Source organism: Desulfoplanes formicivorans (genome assembly GCF_001748225.1).
GTDB classification, from domain to species: domain Bacteria; phylum Desulfobacterota; class Desulfovibrionia; order Desulfovibrionales; family Desulfomicrobiaceae; genus Desulfoplanes; species Desulfoplanes formicivorans.
On sequence record NZ_BDFE01000017.1, the window covers coordinates 51,602 to 70,749 of the forward strand.

Sequence of the window (19,148 nt, forward strand, 5' to 3'; positions counted from 1 at the left end):
ATTCCGGAGAGATAGATTGGGAAAATACGCCTCGGAATCCAGCTGCTCCCTGCTTCCCTGGCATATACTGCTGATTTTTTTTGTCGTGGGATGTCTGGGCCATGCCTACCCGGTCCCGGCTGTTTCCGGAGCCGTGCTCGCGTACATGCTGCTGCGAAGTTGTAGTCGGACACCGGGACTTTTGGTGATCGCTGCTGTGGCCTGTCTTGGCCTTGTCTATGCCTGGTGGCGTATTCCCCATCCTCCGTCCATGGAACAGATGCACCTGGATACAAAAAAACGGGTGTTCATTTCGGGGCAGGTCCATGATACCCGATGGCGCTTTGCCAACCGGTTGTACCTTGTGGCCCGGGACGTACGGGTTGCCGGAGAACATGGTCCTGTTCTTCCGGGCAGGCTCCTTGTGTCGGTTCGCCATGCGGAGAGTGCCCCTCTCTTGGGGCAACGGTTTCATGGACAGGTCCGGTTGCGATCCGTGCATGCACTCAAAAATCCGGGGTGCTGGGATGGTGAAGCCTATTGGGGACGCAAGGGCATCTGGTTCCGGACGTATATTGATGATCTGTCCTGTCTTACCTTTGAACCCCAAAAGGTTGATGCTCTCCAGGCCCTGCGCCGGGAGCTGCGACATGGCATCCGAAGCACGCTGCCTCCGGGAAAAGGCAGGGCCCTGACGCTGGCTCTGCTTCTGGGAGAACGTTCCGAGCTCGACAACAAGCTGTACGAAGTGTTGCAGCGGGCGGGCATTGTGCATTCCCTGGCCCTGTCAGGCCTTCATCTGGGATTCATGGTCTTTTTCGGGTGGGTTCTGGCCCGGGGTGTGGGATGGCTCTGGCCGAATGTTTATCTGGTCATTGCCCGTCCCAAACTGGCCGTCATCCTGGCCAGTCCCCTGGTGGTATTCTACATGTGGATAGGCGGGTGGACCCCGTCCCTGTTGCGGGCCGGGATCATGTTTGGATCGTGGGGACTGCTGCTTCTTCTGAACAGGACACGGATTCTTCTGGATGGACTGTTTTTGGCCGTATTGGTCATTGTACTCTGGTCACCCCAGGAGATTTTTTCCCTCAGTCTGCAGTTCTCGGTCCTGGCTGTTGCAGGTATTGTTCTTCTGGTCCCGCCCATCCAGTCGCGTTGTGCTGCCTGGGCCGGTGAAAGCGTTTGCAAAAAACTGGTTGTTTCGACCGCCATGCTCATGGTTGTGAGCTGGGTGGCCAGTCTGGCGATCCTGCCGGTCCAGGTCTGGAACTTTGGCACCTTGACCCTGCATCAGTACTACAATGTTGTCTGGATTCCCCTGCTGGGTTTTGTGCTCCTTCCCCTGGGGTTTATGGGCCTGATGCTGTCGCTGGTCCCCGGCATGGAGTGGCTGGGATCAGGGGCCTTGCTTGCGGTCAATCATGTCATGAACCTGTGGTGTCATGCGCTTGGAATAGCCCAGGAACATGGCTGGCTGGAGATGATCCAGGTTGTGCGGCCAAGATGGCCCACCATGCTCGGGTTCTATGCCATGGGCGTGCTCGCCCTTGTAATCTGGAAGCAGGGACTTACATCCCGGCGTTTGGGCATGGCAGCCTGGGGGGCAGCCTTGTGCCTGCTGGTTCTGCCTGCCATGGTAACGGAAAGTTCCCTGACAACCCGTTCATCCAGGATTCTGGTCATGGATACCGGCATGAGTCAGGCCGTGTATGTGGAACTGCCGGGAAATCAACGGGTACTCGTGGATGGGGGAGGGTCGTGGAACAGGGATTTCGACATGGGCAAGGCCGTGGTCACCCCGGTTCTCACCTGGGGCCGACCGCCAAGGCTTGATGCGGTTTTTTTGACCCACAGTGATTGCGATCATTTGCGTGGCCTCTTTCATCCCCTTGCCACCTGTTCGGTGGGCGCCATGTACTGGAATGGGCAGTTTCCCCGCAACCCGTGGGACAGGCAGTTGCTTGAAGATGTGTTTGCCAGCAAGCGGATGGCTGTGCATCAGGTCCGGTGTGGAATGCGTGTGGATATGGGAGAAGGCGTGGAGATAGAGGTTCTGCATCCGTCTCGGGACGCAGCCGCCATGTCCAGGAACAACGGTTCCCTGGTTCTGCGTTTTCTTATTGACGGCAAGGGCGTGCTGCTCATTCCGGGGGATATCGAGGCCCGGGGGATCGAGGAGGTGCTGGCCAAAAATGACGATCTTCAGGCCGATGTATTGATCCTGCCCCACCACGGAAGCGCATCAAGCTGGTCCGAAGCCCTGTATGATCGGGTCAGTCCCCGCTTGGCCGTGGCCGCGGCCGGGTGGAACAACAGGTATGGTTTTCCTTCCAGCAAGGTGGTTGCGTCACTCATTGAACGCGGTGTCCCGGTGTTGAGCACGGGCATGCATGGTGCCATTGAAGTGGTGTGGAAGGGCAATCAGGAGCTGGATGTTCGTCCCATGCGACCTGTTCCTGCGCCAAGTTTCTTGAAAAGGAATGTGATACCTGGGCGTTGCAATGGTGTGTCACAAGAATGATTGCCTGCACCAGAGGAACTTGCATCTTGCCACATGCTTTTTTCATGTATGCGGGCAGGGATAGGGGTGAATACGGAGTGAAAACACACGGAAATTTGCTGGAGTATTTGAGCTTGAACAGCCCAGGATGTTTCCCTGCCGGCCAACAGGAGGGAGTGAGACAGGGAAGAAATTGGGGAGTGGCAGAGGAAAAGCTTGAGAAAGAGAGCAATACAAGATAGGAGTAACCTCTTTGTTAAGAGGCCTCCTATCCTGCATTGCAGGTACAAGACATGGCTGATTGTGGTCAGCCATGAAGAATCCTGTCTGTGATCATCTAGCTGGAGTGCGTTCGTCTTTTTTCCCAGAGCTTCATGTCTTTCATCTTTTTGCGGCGTTCACGGGCAAGGGCTTTGGCCACAAGAGACGTGCCCTTTTTGTAACCCCATTTGGCTCTGTATTCTTCAGGGGTGAGGCCGTGAGAAGCCAGATGCTTTTTGGTCAGCACCTTGAAGCTTTTGCCACATTCGAGGCAGATAACGCTTTTTTCCCTGATGGCCTTTTTGGGATCAACAGGGGGTTCCACATTGGTGGCAACTTCTGCGTTGTCTTCGGCAATATTGCGAATTCCTTTGGACAAAGACTGGACCATGGATGTAATTTCTTCTTCCGTCATGGTCCGCACACTCGCCTGAGCCTTTACAATCTCCAAAGCTTCTTTGAGATAATCTTCCATTATTTCCTCCATGATATTGTAGTATCACAAAAACATCTATAAGAATAATTTGTTGAAAAATAATTGTCAATGCTTTTTATTTTTGAATCATCACATTTTATTGAATCGAATACATTACTCAATGCAAGGAGCGTACATGGCACCGACAAAGAAAATTGTGAGCGACCTCTCGTCCGTGGTCAAATTTGAACAATGGATGCGTTTCTACTTCATCAAAAAGGATGGAGATGATTTGATTATCGCACCGGAACCCGAGCATATGAATAGAATCAAGACGTTATACGCCGAATATTACGAGCTTGCTGAAGCCATGTGCCTGGTCAAGATGACCCCCCAAACATCTCAGCGCCTGATTCTCGATTTCATCAGAGATCATTTTGACGGCCAGGAGTACAAGTCCACGCAGATCCACAAGGCATTGGACAGCAAGGACTTCTCCACGGAGATGTATCTTTTCAATATGTGGCTGGAACTGCACGACACGCAGCTTGGTGAACAGATCATTGGATATGATGAATGGATCGGACTTTACGAAGCATGGAAGAATTCGGAACAGGGACAAAAAGTTCTGCTTTCCATGGAATCGGGTTCGACTGCAGGAGGAGATGACTCCTCGTCAACGGTCCATTGATTTTTCACATCGTTCAGGTCGAGTCGGAAAAAAGGGATGGTCCCCGCAGGGACCATCCCTTTTTTCGCGTGTACGGCACTCGGGTATGCTCTCACCCCATGCGGTGTACGCCTCTGACCGGGCGTCACCGGGTGTCTGGGACAGGGAGACACGGGAGTCCTGTTGGTGTCTGGAGATAGGGCGGGAAAAAAGGCATGCGGATTCCTTGGCCTGCAAGGCACAAGGGAGCTTTCGGAAGGGGGAACCGGCTGGGCGGTTATTGGCGCAGGGCTTCCTGGCTGGCGAAAAAGACCTGGGCGTTCTGGGACTTTAGGGGATTGCGCTTTTCCGTAGAAGGCCGTTGGGCCAAAAGGATCATTCTGTATCCAAAGGTGATGGCAGGGGTATCCACGGGCCTGGTCGTGGTCAATGTGAAGGTGAACGGAATCCCTGCTGCCGGTGGAAACGACATGGGGGGGTGTTTGAATGTCTGCCGGAGAAGGACCCTGCCGGAAGGATCACTGATATAGGCGGTAATGACCAGCTCGGACATCCAGGATGACCAGGCGGGAAAGCGTTCGGTTCTGGGCAGGGCCGTGCCTGTGATGACAAAGCGGTTGCCGTCCCGGGCACAGGAATAATCCATGGTCCAGAATTTCAGGGCCACTCGTGTGGGGGTGTCAGCCTGCCATGGTCTGGGAGAAAGATGGTTGACGTTCAGGGTGGAACATCCCCCGAGAAAGATGCAGGCGACAAGAAAAACAACAGGAAAAAGGGCTTTTCGAGAGTACATGCAACGCCATTACATCTTTGGAGGTCCTTGTACAAGCATTTCCGCTAGGGTCATGTTCACCCGGGGAAGGGTTCGCAATCGCTTGGCACCCACAAATCCCTGTTCCAGTTGAACAAGACGGATATACAGGGGGGTTCTGTCAAGGATGGGAGGGGATGCCATGGTTCGGATGCGTTCCTGGCTTTTGAAGCAGCCCGGAAAGGAACGTGTGGTGCCATTAGGGGTCGTAATGCTGTTGGGGACGCCATGCATCCGGCAGATCATGAGCCGGTGGGAATAGAGTCCGCATAGGCCGTCCTGGTTCAGGGGGCACATGATGTGCGGCCGCTTGCCTGCCGCAAGATCCAGATTGGCCCTGGCCACATAGGCGCGGGCCTTGTCCAGGAACATGTCCCGGTCAGCCTGGGGCAGGGTGTTCATGCCTTTCCACAGGTAGGCCCACTCCACATAGGTATGGTGCATGAAGTAACTGGTGCAGCAGTTGTCCTCGCAATTCTTGCAGGACAATCCCATGTTTCTGGCCACATGGCTGTAGGCATCTTCCATGTCCTGATACAATGCGGCCAGTTTCCTGAACACGGCGGATCTGTTTTCCTTGTGTGTTTTCATGATCGGTTCATCAATGTTGATGGTTGGTGAGGCTGGCCGGCCAGGATCTGACGCATCAGGTGGTGGTGTCGGTCCGGGGAGCTGGCAGGCGGTCAAGAATGGTCGCCACACAGGCCTGGACGCTCTGCGTGTCCGTACGGACAATCATGTCTGCGGCCTGTTCGTAAAGGGCCTCCCTTTCCCTGTACAGGTCTTTGATGGACTGGCCCGGGGCCATGGCCAATCCCCGCAAAGGGTTTTGGGCAATGCGTTGCTCAATGGTCGATAGTTGAGCCTTGAGGTAGATGCAGATGCCCAACTCCTTGAGATGCGCGACAGATGCCGGGTCATAGATAACGCTTCCCCCCGTGGAAATGACCGCTCGCCTGATGTCCAGGGACTGGATGAGGCGGGCTTCGGCATTGAGAAACTGTTCTCTGGAAAGGGTATCAGCCAGGGTCTGCAAATCCATGCCCCACCAGGCCTCGAGCAGGTGGTCCGTGTCCACATGGGCGAATCCCAATGTCCTGGCCAATGTTTTGCCAAGGGTGGACTTGCCGGCACCGGCCATGCCGATGAGAACAAGGGAACGAGTCGTATGTGTTGCAGGCTGAACAAGTGCAGACATGCCAGAAAACCCTTTGAAGATTGGGGAAAGCGGTTTGATGCCGGAAGGTCTGGGATCAAACAGGAACGGTTGTGGATTAAACACTTTCCCGGCAAATGAAAAGCCCGAAATTCCTGCACGAAATTTCGGGCTTTAGATGATGGGGGACAGGCTAAACGGGATGGCGTCAATCACCCGCCCAGATAGGCCTTTTTGACATCGGGGTTTTCGCTCAGTTCCTTTGCCGTGCCATGGGCCACGATCTCACCGGTATCCATGACATAGCCCCGGTGGGCAAATTGCAGGGCCAACCGGGCGTTCTGCTCAATGAGCAAAATGGTCATGCCCTGCTGGTTGAGCTTTTTGAGGGCCCGGAACATGTCGTACATGAGCAGGGGGGCCAGACCCATGGAGGGCTCGTCCAAAAGCAGAAAATCGCACCCTGTCATGAGGGCCCGGCCCACGGCAAGCATCTGCTGTTCCCCGCCGCTTAGGGATTCGCTGCGTTGTTTCTTGCGTTCCACCAGCCGCGGAAAGAGGTCATAGACCCGCTTGTAATCGGCCTTGATGGCCTCGGTATCCTTGCGGGCATAGGTGGCCAGCTGCAGGTTTTCCTCCACCGTGAGGTTGCCGAAGATGTGCCGCCCTTCGGGAGCCAGGGCGATCTTGTATTTCTGGACAATGGTGTGGGCCTCGATGTCCAGCAGGCTCTCTCCATTGTACAGGATGTCGCCGCCGGAGACCTTGGGGCCTTCGGGCGGGGGAACGCGGGTGATGGTGTTGAGGGTGGTGGTTTTGCCGGCGCCGTTGGCGCCGATAAGGGTCACGGCTTCGCCCTTGTCAACGGTGAGGGAAACGCCGTGCAGTGCCTCGATATTGCCATATCGTACGTAAAGGTCTTTGATTTCAAGCAGCATCAGATTGCATCGTCTCCAAGATAGGCTTTGATCACGTCGGGATTGTTCTGGATCTCGTCCGGGGTTCCATCGGCAATGGTCGCACCAAAATCAATGACCTTGAGTCGGGAACACAGGGTCATGACCACGGTCATCTGGTGTTCGATCATCCAGATGGTGATGTCGAATTCCCGGTGGATGCGCTGGATCAGGCTGATGAGGTCCTTGACGTCGGCGGAATTGAGGCCGGCTGCGGGTTCGTCCAGCAGAAGCAGGGACGGCTTGATGGACAGGGCCCGGGCGATCTCCACCTTGCGCTGCAAACCATAGGGAAGGTTGGGAGGAACTTCATCGGCGTACCGGGCAAGATCCAGGGCTTCCAGGATGTTCATGGCCTCGGTGACAATACGCTTTTCCTGCTTGAGATATCTTTTGGTGCGCAGCAGGGCGTCCATGAGGCTGTATCCCATGTTGTAGTGCTGGGACACGCAGATGTTTTCCAGCACGGTCATGTGATTCCACAACCGGATGTTCTGAAAGGTTCTGGCTATGCCCCGGCCGGTTATTTCATGGGGCTTGAGCCCGGCAATGGACGAGCCCTTGAAGATGATTTTTCCCTGGGTCGGCTTGTAGAATCCGCTGACAAGATTGAATACCGTGGTCTTGCCTGCGCCATTGGGTCCGATGAGTCCGACGAGTTCACCGGATTCTAGGGCCACGGAAAAATCCGAAACAGCGCACAGCCCGCCGAAATACTGCGTTAACTCGTGTATTTCCAATAATGGCATTATCTTTCCTTGTATCCTGTTTGCTGGCTATTCCGCCATCTCTGCACGTTCTCAATTATCCAAAATTACTTGAAAGAATAGAATTTTTTCAATTTTGGAAAAAAATCGGACAATTCCCGGTTGCCCATGATGCCTTCGGGCCGGAACTGCATGAGCAGGATCAGGATCATGGGGATGAACACCCATTTCCAGACCTGGCTCAGGTGATACCCGTCGGGAAGGAGGTACGCCCAGTGCATCACCGTATCCATCCAGGGGATGACAAACCGGAGCACTTCCAGGAGCAGGGTGAACAAAATGGCCGAGATAACCGACCCGCTCAGGGAGCCCATGCCGCCGAGGTAAACCATGACCAGGCATTCCGTGGACTTGAGAATGCCAAAGGAACCGGGATTGATGTACCCCAGGATGTGGGCGTAAAGTCCTCCGGCAATGCCGGCCAGTCCCGAGGAGAGCATAAAGGCGATGAGCTTCATCTTGTTGGTGTTCACGCTCATGATCTCCGCAGCTACCTCGTCCTGGCAGATGGCTATGATGCCCTTGCCATAGGTGGAACTGACAAACCTGCGGATGATCCAGATGGTCAACACCGTGCTGATAACCACCCAGATGAGGATCCAGGGAAGATCCACGGTATCGGACATGGCAAAGAGGATCTTCTTCATGCCCATAAATCCCCTGGCCCCGCCAATGCTGTCCATGTTGATGATGGTGCTGGTGACAATGTAGTTGGCCGCAATGGTGATGATGGCCAGATAGTCGCCTCTGGTTTTAAACGAGGGGATGGCAATGAGAATGCCGGCCAGGGCGGCCACAACCCCGCCTGCCAGCAGCACCACGGGAAAGAAATACAGGGCCAGATCCGGCGAAAGCACCGGAGGCCCGAAAAACTTGTCCTGGGTGAACAGCCATACGTTCAGGGTGGAGGACACATAGGCCCCAACCGCCATGAAGGCTGCGTGGCCGCAGGCGAATTCTCCCATGTACCCGTTGACGATGTTCAGGCTGCTGGAAAGGATGATGTTGATGCCCATGAACAGGACAATGGACTGGATGTACAGATCCATGAATCCTGTTTGTGCACAGGCCACAAGGCCGACAAGAAGAACAACCACAAGAAATGGAACTGAATACTTTTGCATAGACCTTACTTGTTTCCTGCTAAGGGGTGAATACGAAGATCATGTTTCGCATACGGAGGTGCGGCATCAGATCTTGGTTGTCTTGGCCACGCCAAAAAGCCCTGTGGGTTTGATGCACAAAATGACCAGCAAAATGGAAAAGGCGATGAGATCCCGGTAGGTGGACGGGAAAAAGGCCACCACCAGAATTTCTACGAATCCCAGCAAAAAGCCGCCGAAAAAGGCGCCCCGGATGTCGCCGATGCCGCCCACAACAGCCGCGATAAAGGCCTTCCAGCCGATCATGGCTCCCATATAGGGGTCGAGAATGGGATAGGACAGGGCAAAGAGGAGCCCGGCCAACCCGGCAAAGGCCGATCCCAGCACAAAGGTGAACACGATGACCGTGTCAATGGGAATGCCCATGAGGGGGACAGCAAATTTGTCATAGGATATGGCCCGCATGGCCATGCCGATCTTGGTCTTGGTGACGATGAACTGGAGGATGGCAAAGGTCAGCAGGGCCGAAAGAATAACCGCCACCTTGAGGTTGGTCATGGTCACGGTGCCCACGGTATAGACCACCTTGTCAATGAGCTCGGGAAAACTCTTGCGGCTGGCGCCCAGCAGGGCCAGGTTGCCGTTTTCCAGCACAAGACCGCACATGAGGGCGGTGATGACCACGTAGAGCCTGTGAGCGCCCTTGCGGCGCAGGGGGCGGTAGGCAATGCGTTCCAGGGAGACTCCCACCAGGGCCGTGAGGATCATGCCCAAGGGAATGGTCAGGGCAAGAACCATCCATCCCGGCAGGGTGGTCATGGACAGGAAAAAGGTGGCCACGAAAAAGGCGATGTACGCCCCCACCATGAAGATGTCGCCGTGGGCAAAGTTGATGAGCAGCAGGACACCGTACACCAGGGTGTATCCCAGGGCGATGAGGGAATAGAAGCTCCCCCATTGCAGGGCGTTGATGATGTTTTGAAGAATACTTGCGAGCACAGAAATCCCCTCTTGAAGAGTCGTGATTGGCAGGCGCACCTGGGTGATGAAGGTATTGTCCCCGGGTCGGATGGTTTTGACCCGGGGACAGGGACGCGCAATGGGAAACCTTTAGGGGCAGACGGACTTGGTGAATTCGAATTTGCCGTTGTCATTGATTTTGACAACCACGGCGCATTTGATGGGATCACCCTGGGCATCAAACTTCATGGTTCCGGTTATCCCATGGAATTCGGCCACATTGGCCAGGGCGTCACGCAGGTTCTTGCGGTTTTCCTTGAGGTCGTTACCAAGGGAACCCATGTCCTGGATGGCCTTGAGCAGAATGTTGGTGGCATCCCAGGTCAGGGCAGCCACGTCGGCGGGTTCGTACCCGTATTTGGCCGTGTACTTGTCGATGAATTCCTTGGTGGCACCGGTGGCTCCGGCAGCAGCGTAATGGGTGGAGAAGTACTGGCCCTTGCAGTCATCGCCGCACAGGGTCATGAGTTCGGAGTTGCCCCAGGCGTCGGCACCCATGAAGGGACCGGTCCAGCCAAGGTCATGGGCCTGTTTCACGATAAGGGCCACTTCATTATAGTTGTTGGGTAAAAAGATGAAATCGGGCTTGGCCGCAATGATCTTGGTCAGCTGGGCGCTGAAGTCCTGATCCTTGTCGCCGTAGCTTTCAAAGGCCACCACCGAACCGGGTCCGTTCTTTTTTTCAAAATCGGCCTGAAAGATCTCGGCCAGTCCCTTGCTGTAGTCGTTGGCCAAGGCAAAGAGCACGGCCGCTGTTTTGGCGCCGAACTGTTCCATGGCAAAATCAGCAGCAACAGGCCCCTGAAAGGGATCAAGAAAGGCGGCCCGGAAAACCCAGGGTCGGTTCAGGGTTGCGTCGGGGTTGGTGGACCAGGGTGAGATCATGGGGGTGCGGTTGTCGTCACAGGCCTGGCCGGCAGGAACCGCCTGCTTGCTTGAATTGGGACCCACAATGGCCAGAACCTGGTCCTTTTCAATGAGCTTGAGGGCCACGGACACGGCTGACTCGGCCTTGGATTCGTTGTCCGCGTAGACAAAATTCAGTTTGTACTTCTGGCCGCCGACTTCCAATCCTCCGGCCGCGTTGATGGCCTCCTTGAGCATCTCGCCTGCAAACTTGGATTCCTCGCCAACCTTGGGAATGTCGCCGGTCAGGGGAATGTTGAAACCGATCTTGATTTCCTTGGGGGCTGCACTGTCTTTTTTGGAACAGGCTGTCAGGCACAGGACTGATGCAGCAAAGACCACAACCAACATTGCGAACCATTTTTTCACGGGCGCCTCCTCGAGTTGGATGAAATAAAACAGGTAGTGGTTTCGTACACAAAAGTGTCAAAAATGAAAAGCGCATTCTCAATTTGAAGTTTATCAGGAAATTGGATAACCACATGAGTCTTTCCCGTGACCGTGAGGATATACTCGGCCAACGGTTCATCATTTCAGCCCCCAAGGATGGTGCATGGAAGATCGTACCCTGACGATTCTCAAGGAACATGCCGAAGCAGGCGCAACCCTTCGCCAGCGTTTTTTTGAACGCAACGCCGATCTTCTGGCCGAAATTGCCAAATCCATGGCCGTGACCATGGCGCGTGAAGGCAAAATCCTGCTTTGCGGAAACGGCGGCAGTGCGGCGGATTGCCAGCATATTGCCGCCGAATTCACCAATCGATTCCTTCTTGAACGGCCTCCGCTGCCAGCCTTGTCCTTGACCACGGATACCTCGGCCCTGACCGCCATTGGCAATGATTATGGATTTGATCAGGTTTTCGAGAAACAGCTGCGTGCCCTCGGGCGTACGGGCGATGTGCTGGTGGCCATATCCACATCTGGAAACAGTGCCAATATTGTCAATGCGGTGCAGGCTGCCAGGGAAATGGGGATCGTTGTTGTGGGCCTGAGCGGTCGGGATGGGGGTGCCATGGCCCCCCTGTGCGATTATCTCCTCCTTGTTGAGGACAGGAACACGCCGCTTATTCAGGAAATACACATAGCTGCCGGACATCTCCTGTGCAGGCTGGTGGACTATTATCTGTTTGAAAATGTCGCCCTGATCCAGCCCTATCTCGGTGGATGATCCCTTGGAGCCGGACGAACACGTTGTGGTACAGCCCGGGACAGCATGCCAACATACAACCAGTTTGAGGTTTGACGCATATGCCTATTTACGAATTTGAATGTTTGAAATGCAAAAGTCAGTTTGAAGAAGTGGTTCTTGGAGACAGTGATCAGATCAAGTGCCCCCATTGCGATTCGAGCCAGGTCAAAAAGCTCATGTCAACAGGGTCCTTTGTCACGGGTGGCCCCATTGTCATGGGCAAAGCCGGTTCAAGCGCCATCACCACCAGGGGATCCAGCCCCTGTGCCTCCTGCCGGGGCGGGAGCTGTGCAACGTGTGGTGTGAAATAGGCGCAGAGTATTGCCGCTTCAATGCATCCCTTCATGGGAGCAACCCGAAACAACGGCGAGCATCTGTGGTGTTCCTTGGGGGCACCATCCCCGATGGGGGATGCAGGACTGCATGGATGCGCCATGAACGAGGAATCAATGGATCAGATTCGCATAGCCACCCGAGGAAGCAAACTGGCCCTGTGGCAGGCCGAGCATATCAAGGGACTTCTGCAGGCAACCTACCCGGACATGAAGGTGGGTTTGGTAATCATCAAGACCAAGGGGGACAAGATTCAGGATGTCCCTCTGGCCCAGGTGGGCGGCAAGGGTCTTTTTGTCAAGGAAATCGAGGAGGCCCTTTTGGACGGGAGGGCGGATATTGCTGTCCACAGCATGAAGGACGTGCCCACTGAACTTCCCGAGGAACTGATGCTGGGAATCATTCCCCAGCGTGAGGCCTGCGAGGACTGTCTTGTTTCCATGCGGTTTACCGGGCTTGACGAGCTGCCTGAAAAGGCCACTGTGGGAACGAGCAGTCTGCGCCGGCAGGCGCAGCTTTTGAACATGCGTCCAGACCTGAACATCGTTGCCTTGCGCGGCAACCTGGATACCCGGCTGGGCAAGCTTGAGCGGGGAGATTTTGACGCCATTGTCGTGGCCAGGGCCGGGCTCAACAGACTGAATCTGAGTGCCCCCTGCATGCACACCTTTGCCCCGGACAGATTCCTGCCTGCCGTGGCCCAGGGCGCCCTGGGCATTGAGTTCAGGGCCGACCGGTCCGATCTTGCCTCTGTACTGGCCTTTATGGATGACCATCCCACCAGGGTATGCGTGCTTGCGGAGCGTGCCTTTCTGTTCCGGCTGGAAGGCGGTTGTCAGGTTCCCATTGCCTGCCATGCCGTGATGCATGGTTCGGAGTTGAGGATCACGGGCATGGTGGCCGACGTCACGGGCAGGGAATGCATCCTGCGTTCGACAACAGGACCGGTTGCCCAAGGGGAACAGATGGGCCGGGAACTGGCCGATGTGATTCTGGATGCAGGCGGGAGAAGGATTTTGCAGGAACTCTATCTGTCATGAAGTGGGACCCGGTCTGCAGAGACCGGGTCTGTCTACAGTTCCATGATGTTTTTCTGGGTCTTGATGACCAGGCCATGCTTGATGGCATATTCCGTCAGGGCCGATGCATTGTGAAGGCCTGTTTTTTTCAGGAGATTGGAACGGTGTTTCTCCACGGTCTTGACGCTGAGATGGAGCTGTTCGGCAATGCTTTTGCTCGTTTTGCCCAGAGCGACCAGGGACAATACCTCGCGTTCGCGTACCGTCAAGGTGGCAAAACTCGGGGAGTATTGCTGCTCCCGTTTGGCCGCCACAAAACTCGAGATGATGTGCGATGATATCTTGGGGCTCAGGTAGGGTTCACCCTTGAGCACGGTTTTGATGGCGTGGATCAGTTCATCGCTTGGCTGTTCCTTGAGAATGTATCCCATGGCTCCGGCCTCCAGGGTGGAGTAAAGATACTCATCGGCATAATGGGCCGTGAGAATGAGAATCTTTGCATCCGGATGGTCGGTCATGATTTTCTTGGTGGTCAGGGCCCCGTTGAGTCCGGGCATGGAAAGATCCAAAAGCAGGATATCCGGGCACAGGGAATCAAAGGCTTGTATGGTTTCCAGGCCATCTTTTGCTTCACCCACTACGTTGAACTCATCAAACATGGCCAGCATACTCTTGAGGCCATCCCTGACGATTTCGTGGTCATCGGCAATGAGTATCGAATACGGGGCCGAGGTCATGGCTGAATGTTGATTGGTCATGAGAAACGCAACCTTGGTTGGGGTACATGCTCTGTATGTGGGGGATATTCGACACGTCATGAAATCATGCAGAATTCGTATGACTTTTCAGTATCACGACCCTTCATGGTTTTCCAGTGAATTTTGGAGCGCAAAAGTGACCGGCTGGCCAACCAGGTAAAGCCTGACACACAGGATGGGGCAGAGGCCCTTCAATGATCAGACGAGATACCGTCTGAGGAGAATAGCATGCAAATTGTTCGCATGATCGTTACCCTAGCCCTTTACCTCGCGTTGGTGGGCGTGCATCTGGCCGGGGCAGCACAGGAGCCCGCCAGTGTGAATATCGCTCAAGGCAAGGGGCCTTTGAGCGTACTGCTGGTGGTGGCCGAAGAAAAGGGTTTTTTTGTCAAGCACGGGGTCGAGGTTGCCTTGCATACCTACAACCGCGGCATTTTGGCTATCAGGGACGGCATGATCCGGGATCAGTGCGATGGCGCTCTTGGCGGAGCCACTGTGGCCACGCTTGAGGCGTTTTCCCATCCCCATGCCTTCAAAATTGTTACCGAGATGGCTTTTACCGACAACCAGGATACCATCATCGCCCGAACGGACAGGGGGATCACTTCCCCAGGGGATCTCATCGGAAAGAGGCTTGCCGTCCCACGGGGAGGTACGGCCCATTTCTTTCTCACGAGCTATCTGGAAAAATGGAATATTCCGGTCAATATGGTTGATGTGGTTTTCCTGTCCAAAAAGGAAATGGTTAAGGCCATTGCCCAGGGACGCGTGGACGCCATTTGTCAGCATGAGCCCGTGACTGAGAAGGTGCGCAAGGCCCTGCACAACCAGACCGTTGAATTTGAGGAAAAGGCATTGACCCGAAAAATAACGGTCCTGCTTTTTAGAACGCCATTCATCAAGGCCCATCCCCAAAAGGTCAAGGCTGTACTTCGCGGCATTACCGACGCCTGGCAGTACATGCAAGACCATCTTGACGAATGCGTGGAAATTCTTTCCCGAAGAAAAAACATTTCCAAAGAGAATGCCTGTCATTTCCTCGAGCATACCTTCAATTTCAGGGGTCTTGGCCTCTCCCAGTCCCTACTTCTCAAAATAGAGTATGCAACTTTCTGGGCCATTTCTGCGGGCTTGGGGGAGAGGGAAAACGCGCCCGACTCCTTGAATTTGATAGATTACTCCTTGTTGGAACAGATGGATCCCGGCCGTGTGACTATCATACGCAAGGAGTGATGGGCATGTCCGTTTTCATGACAAGAAAAAAATTGGAAAATCGATGAAAATTTCATCAAAAATACTTATGGCGTATGTTTTGCTTCTTTTAGAGCATGCATTAGTCATAGGTATTTTTTTCTTTACAGTGAATTATATAAACCGGTCTATTGAGCAGAACGCGCGTGTTTATACGATCGTGAAGAATGTTTCCGAGCTCATCCAGTTGGCTGATGAAATCAATGAGATCAATCAAAACAGAGTGTTCAATCAATGGGATGTCTTGTTGTCACATGTAAGAGAAAATCTTTATCATATTGACAATAATGATAACAAGACAGAACGCATCATCCTTGATATTCTCGTTGATATACAAAGAGCAGATGATATCATCAAATCTTTTTCAAAAAAACACATTAAATCATACGGCAAAACATACACCAATAAAAACAACATAAATAATATTAATGTTATTTTAAAAAATGTTTCAACATCGTGCGATATTCTTCTTGATGCGTCGTTGCAAAAAGTAGATCAAGTAGAAAAATGGTGTGAGTCTACCATAGTACTTGTCGTTGTTTTTTTTGCATGTTCTCTTGTTTGGGCGTTCTGGTTCATTGAAAAAAATATTGTTTTTCCCCTGAATTTGTTAGCGGCAAAGACCAAACAGATTGGGCAGGGCGATTTCGACTTAACCATGGATGTCGTTTCCCATGATGAAATCGGTGATTTTACCCGATCGTTCGTGGAAATGGCCCATCAACTCCGGGTTGTTACTGTTTCCCGTGACGCAATGATTCGTGAAGTACAGGCTAGGAAAGATGTCGAACTCCAGCTTAAAAAAAAGGAATCTTCCCTCAAGGCGTTATCATCGAAGATGATGACCGTTCTGGAGGAGGAACGCAAGAAGATTGGCCGTGATCTGCATGACAGCGTAGTACAGGATCTGGTCGGATTGAAACTGCACCAGGAAAATGCTATCCGCGCGCTGCAACGAAGTCATCCGGGAATGGATTTGGCAAGATTCGAACAGAACCTGGCCTATATCAACACGGCCATCATTCAATTGCGTGAGATCATCATGGGGCTGAGACCGGCCATTCTTGACGATCTCGGTCTGATCCCGGCCCTGGAATGGTATTGTCGCGAATTTTCGAAAACGTACGCTCAATTTCGCTTATCTGTTGACATGGACACGCCGAACGTTCCCATCCCCGAGGATGTCGGCACAGCCGTGTTTCGCATTGTTCAGGAAGCGTTGAAAAATATTGTCAAACACAGCGATGCCTCTTGCATCATGGTTACCATCAAGTCGGACGACCATGTTCTCGAGGTACGGGTGGAAGACGATGGTCAGGGTATGGACCTTGAGCGTGACGAAATCGAACTGTTGAGCATGGGATTTTCGGGAATGCGTGAACGGGCGGAAGCTGTTCACGGTGAATTCCGTGTTCATTCCAGTCCGGGGGAGGGTGTTGCCATTTGTGTGCTCTTTCCCCTGGATGATTCTCATACCGGGCAGAGCGGGGGTCCAGACGAATCAGACAGATCTCTCCGCCTGACCTGACAACCCAAAAACACCATGATCCGGGATCGCCGTGGGCATTCCAAAAGGGAGATTGCTGTGCGCGATGCATCCTTCATCAATCTGTGCATCTACCATGTACTGGACGGCCTGCGACAGGGATTATCGCACTATTCCCAGCCAAGCCGGGCCGCCCTGATCTATGCACTGGACGAGCACGCCCCTCTTCGCATCTGTGATCCTCAGCATCTTCTCCAGGGCCATGCCGTCAAGTTGAAGAATCATTTTCTTGCATCAGACGCGTGGAAAAAAAAGGTGCAATGTCCCAAGCATATACGCGTTCTTGAACACGATAAAACAGATACTCTGGCCTTGGCCGGGATTGTCAGTTTCGGGGGGCGGTCCCATTCCCTGCTCTATCAGATGTGGTTCACCGAGGAGCATCCGGACATGTGTTCCACGGGTCCCACAGAGCGGTGGCTGGAACATGCAGCCTGGCTGCTGAGTCAGGATATCGCCTCCAACAGCCCCCTGTATATCGGTACTTCCGGACTTGTGCTGCAGAATTGTGCCACCCATGCGGTCCGCGACTTCCTGGTGGACAAGCGGGCCGAGATCATGGGCCTGGATACCCAATTGCGCGTGTATCCGGTTCTGGACGCCATACTGGCTATATCCAAAACCCGAGAGGAAGGAGCCTGGCCCCGGGGCCGACTGGTGTTTGTGGACCCATCCAAACTGGCAGAGGTTGATTTTTTGGCCTGCTTTGCCCAGCAGGAACGGCCATCCCTTAAAAATTACAGGCACGTACGCAAGCTGTTGCTGGCAGTGGAACATTCGGCCAGGATTCTGGTTTCCGAAGGGCGGCGCATTGTGGGCATTGCCAGGGGAGGCGTTATTCCCTGCTGCTCGGTCATAGCCGATTATCGTGGGGAGTACGGATTCGTCCATTTGGACGACATGCCTGTATGCAGTTTTTCCGATGGCATGTTCCATTCATCCATGCGCAAGGCCAAACTGGTTCAGGTGGAAGAAATCCTTCTTGAAACCGGGTTGCCTTCCGAAGAGCAGACAGATCTGTTCCAGATAGTATCCGATTTGGTGCACAATGCCGAAGAACAGAAATTCGGGTGTACCCTGGTGGTTGATTTGAACCCGGTTCCCAGAACCATTGCCGGACAGCATCTGGATACCATCCTTGACTTGCGCGATCCCGAAAACCGGGAATTTGCCAAATCCCTTTCTCGGGTGGACGGAGCCCTGCACATTGGTTCGGATCTCTGTCTGCACGGGTTTGCCTGTCTTTTGGATGGCCATGCCGTAACAGGCGAAAACCGGGCCCGAGGGGCCCGGTTCAATTCAGCACTCAGGTTCACGGCAGAACACGCCAACATGATCGCCGTTGTGGTCTCTTCAGACCGACCGGTATCGGTTGTTCAGGATGGCGTTGAACTCACGGCTCAATGCCAATGGCGACAGCCCGTGTTCAGTTGTGTGGAAACACCTCCAACCCTTGAACAATGGCTCGAGACTATCGAATAGGAACCAGCCCTACGGCCCGGCGGATTTTGTCCAGAAACGGTCCGCTGATGGCGCGCGCCTTTTGGGCTCCCTTCACAAGAATCTCTTCAATATCCCCGGGATGTTTCATCAGCTCGTTGTACCGCTTTCTGGGCTCTGCCAGATGATCGTTGATGCAGTCAAACAGGATCTGCTTCATCTCCCCCCATGCAATGCCCTCGGCATACCGTTTGCGAATCTCTTCCACCTGATCGGGCGTGGCAAAGGCCTTGTAGATGTCAAACAGGGTGTTGTCCTTGGTCTCCTTGGGTTCGCCCGGTTCCGAAGAATCCGTCTTGATCTTCATGATCATCTTGCGCAGCTTTTTTTCGGGGCCGAACAGGGGGATGGTGTTGTTGTAGCTTTTGCTCATCTTGCGGCCGTCAAGACCCTTGAGAATGGCTGAATCATCACTCACCAGGGGTTCGGGCAGGGTTAGGATCTCGCCGTAATGATGATTGAACCGGGCGGCAATGTCCCGGGCCATCTCGATGTGCTGGATCTGATCCTTGCCAACCGGGATCTTGTTGGCGCTGAACATGAGGATATCCGCGGCCATGAGCACGGGGTAGCAGAACAGACCCATGGTAATGCCCTTGTCCGGATCCTTGGACCGTTTTTCCTCGTTTTCAGCCACCTTGGCCTTGTAGGCATGGGCCCGGTTCATGAGCCCCTTGGCGGTCATGCAGGTAAGAATCCATGTCAGTTCTGGGATTTCACGGATGTCGGACTGGCGGTAGAAAATGGCTTTGTCCGTATCCAGGCCCAGGGCGATCCAGGTGGCTGCGATCTCCCTGGTGGACTGCTTGAGGAGCTCGGGATCCTGATTCTTGATCAGGGCGTGATAATCCGAGAGAAAATAGAAGCAGGAGACATTGTCCCGTTTGCTGTTTTCAATGGCCGGGCGGATGGCGCCCGCATAATTGCCCAGATGGGGCGTGCCACTGGGCGTAATACCGGTGAGAATGATTTCCTTGTTCATGATGATTCCTTGTGCTGGGGTGGTGC

19 protein-coding genes are annotated in these 19,148 nt (G+C 53.9%); 8 read left to right on the top strand and 11 right to left on the bottom strand.

Annotation, left to right across the window (positions count from 1 at the left end):
• The first annotated feature begins 16 nt into the window (after positions 1-16).
• Positions 17-2,500: a DNA internalization-related competence protein ComEC/Rec2 gene (locus DPF_RS09470; RefSeq protein ID WP_069859437.1), complete on the top strand. Its 2,484-nt coding sequence runs from the start codon at positions 17-19 to the stop codon at positions 2,498-2,500.
• Positions 2,501-2,816: 316 nt separating this feature from the next.
• On the opposite strand, the gene DPF_RS09475 is transcribed toward DPF_RS09470, so the two are convergent.
• Complete coding sequence (locus DPF_RS09475) at positions 2,817-3,215, bottom strand: Ros/MucR family transcriptional regulator (RefSeq protein WP_069859439.1); 399 nt, start codon at positions 3,213-3,215, stop codon at positions 2,817-2,819.
• Positions 3,216-3,351: 136 nt separating this feature from the next.
• Between DPF_RS09475 and DPF_RS09480 the strand changes: the two genes are divergently transcribed.
• On the top strand, positions 3,352-3,846 hold the full coding sequence (locus DPF_RS09480) for a hypothetical protein (protein ID WP_069859441.1): 495 nt from the start codon (positions 3,352-3,354) through the stop codon (positions 3,844-3,846).
• A 256-nt stretch (positions 3,847-4,102) separates the two neighbouring features.
• Here DPF_RS09480 and DPF_RS09485 read toward each other — a convergent pair whose 3' ends face one another.
• The 8 genes from DPF_RS09485 to DPF_RS09520 form a co-directional block, all read right to left on the bottom strand.
• On the bottom strand, positions 4,103-4,618 hold the full coding sequence (locus DPF_RS09485; protein WP_069859443.1) for a hypothetical protein: 516 nt from the start codon (positions 4,616-4,618) through the stop codon (positions 4,103-4,105).
• A gap of 9 nt (positions 4,619-4,627) precedes the next feature.
• Positions 4,628-5,227 carry a hypothetical protein gene (locus DPF_RS09490; RefSeq protein ID WP_069859445.1) on the bottom strand — a complete coding sequence of 200 codons (600 nt, stop codon included), beginning with the start codon at positions 5,225-5,227 and terminating at the stop codon, positions 4,628-4,630.
• A gap of 55 nt (positions 5,228-5,282) precedes the next feature.
• Entirely contained in the window at positions 5,283-5,834 is a 552-nt protein-coding gene (gene thrB / locus DPF_RS09495) for a homoserine kinase (protein WP_069859770.1), read from the bottom strand.
• A gap of 170 nt (positions 5,835-6,004) precedes the next feature.
• Positions 6,005-6,730: an ABC transporter ATP-binding protein gene (locus tag DPF_RS09500; protein WP_069859447.1), complete on the bottom strand. Its 726-nt coding sequence runs from the start codon at positions 6,728-6,730 to the stop codon at positions 6,005-6,007.
• Positions 6,730-7,497 carry an ABC transporter ATP-binding protein gene (locus tag DPF_RS09505; RefSeq protein ID WP_069859449.1) on the bottom strand — a complete coding sequence of 256 codons (768 nt, stop codon included), beginning with the start codon at positions 7,495-7,497 and terminating at the stop codon, positions 6,730-6,732. Before DPF_RS09505 ends, DPF_RS09500 begins: the two co-directional genes overlap by 1 nt.
• A gap of 65 nt (positions 7,498-7,562) precedes the next feature.
• Entirely contained in the window at positions 7,563-8,639 is a 1,077-nt protein-coding gene (locus DPF_RS09510) for a branched-chain amino acid ABC transporter permease (RefSeq protein ID WP_069859451.1), read from the bottom strand.
• 66 nt (positions 8,640-8,705) lie between these two features.
• Positions 8,706-9,617 carry a branched-chain amino acid ABC transporter permease gene (locus tag DPF_RS09515; protein ID WP_069859453.1) on the bottom strand — a complete coding sequence of 304 codons (912 nt, stop codon included), beginning with the start codon at positions 9,615-9,617 and terminating at the stop codon, positions 8,706-8,708.
• A 111-nt stretch (positions 9,618-9,728) separates the two neighbouring features.
• Positions 9,729-10,895: an ABC transporter substrate-binding protein gene (locus DPF_RS09520; RefSeq protein ID WP_069859455.1), complete on the bottom strand. Its 1,167-nt coding sequence runs from the start codon at positions 10,893-10,895 to the stop codon at positions 9,729-9,731.
• A 202-nt stretch (positions 10,896-11,097) separates the two neighbouring features.
• On the opposite strand from DPF_RS09520, the gene DPF_RS09525 reads away from it, so the two are divergent.
• The 3 genes from DPF_RS09525 to hemC all read left to right on the top strand — a co-directional run bounded on the left by DPF_RS09525 (position 11,098) and on the right by hemC (position 13,106).
• Positions 11,098-11,712, top strand: a complete 615-nt coding sequence (locus DPF_RS09525) for a D-sedoheptulose 7-phosphate isomerase (protein ID WP_069859456.1) — start codon at positions 11,098-11,100, stop codon at positions 11,710-11,712.
• 80 nt (positions 11,713-11,792) lie between these two features.
• Positions 11,793-12,044: an FmdB family zinc ribbon protein gene (locus DPF_RS09530; RefSeq protein WP_069859457.1), complete on the top strand. Its 252-nt coding sequence runs from the start codon at positions 11,793-11,795 to the stop codon at positions 12,042-12,044.
• Positions 12,045-12,182: 138 nt separating this feature from the next.
• Complete coding sequence (hemC, locus tag DPF_RS09535; protein WP_069859771.1) at positions 12,183-13,106, top strand: hydroxymethylbilane synthase; 924 nt, start codon at positions 12,183-12,185, stop codon at positions 13,104-13,106.
• A 32-nt stretch (positions 13,107-13,138) separates the two neighbouring features.
• On the opposite strand, the gene DPF_RS09540 is transcribed toward hemC, so the two are convergent.
• Positions 13,139-13,843 carry a response regulator gene (locus DPF_RS09540; RefSeq protein ID WP_176724226.1) on the bottom strand — a complete coding sequence of 235 codons (705 nt, stop codon included), beginning with the start codon at positions 13,841-13,843 and terminating at the stop codon, positions 13,139-13,141.
• 228 nt (positions 13,844-14,071) lie between these two features.
• On the opposite strand from DPF_RS09540, the gene DPF_RS09545 reads away from it, so the two are divergent.
• From DPF_RS09545 to DPF_RS09555, 3 genes are read left to right on the top strand one after another with little or no spacing between them, the layout of a single operon-like run.
• A complete protein-coding gene (locus DPF_RS09545; protein WP_069859458.1) occupies positions 14,072-15,076 on the top strand; it encodes an ABC transporter substrate-binding protein in 1,005 nt (334 codons plus the stop codon).
• 43 nt (positions 15,077-15,119) lie between these two features.
• Positions 15,120-16,622, top strand: coding sequence for a sensor histidine kinase (locus DPF_RS09550; protein WP_083254618.1), 1,503 nt, complete (start codon positions 15,120-15,122; stop codon positions 16,620-16,622).
• Positions 16,623-16,679: 57 nt separating this feature from the next.
• Positions 16,680-18,122, top strand: a complete 1,443-nt coding sequence (locus DPF_RS09555) for a DNA integrity scanning protein DisA nucleotide-binding domain protein (RefSeq protein ID WP_088178338.1) — start codon at positions 16,680-16,682, stop codon at positions 18,120-18,122.
• Here the strand turns inward: DPF_RS09555 and DPF_RS09560 are convergent.
• A complete protein-coding gene (locus tag DPF_RS09560) occupies positions 18,112-19,122 on the bottom strand; it encodes a tryptophan--tRNA ligase (protein WP_069859461.1) in 1,011 nt (336 codons plus the stop codon). The genes DPF_RS09555 and DPF_RS09560 overlap by 11 nt on opposite strands.
• Positions 19,123-19,148 lie beyond the last annotated feature (26 nt).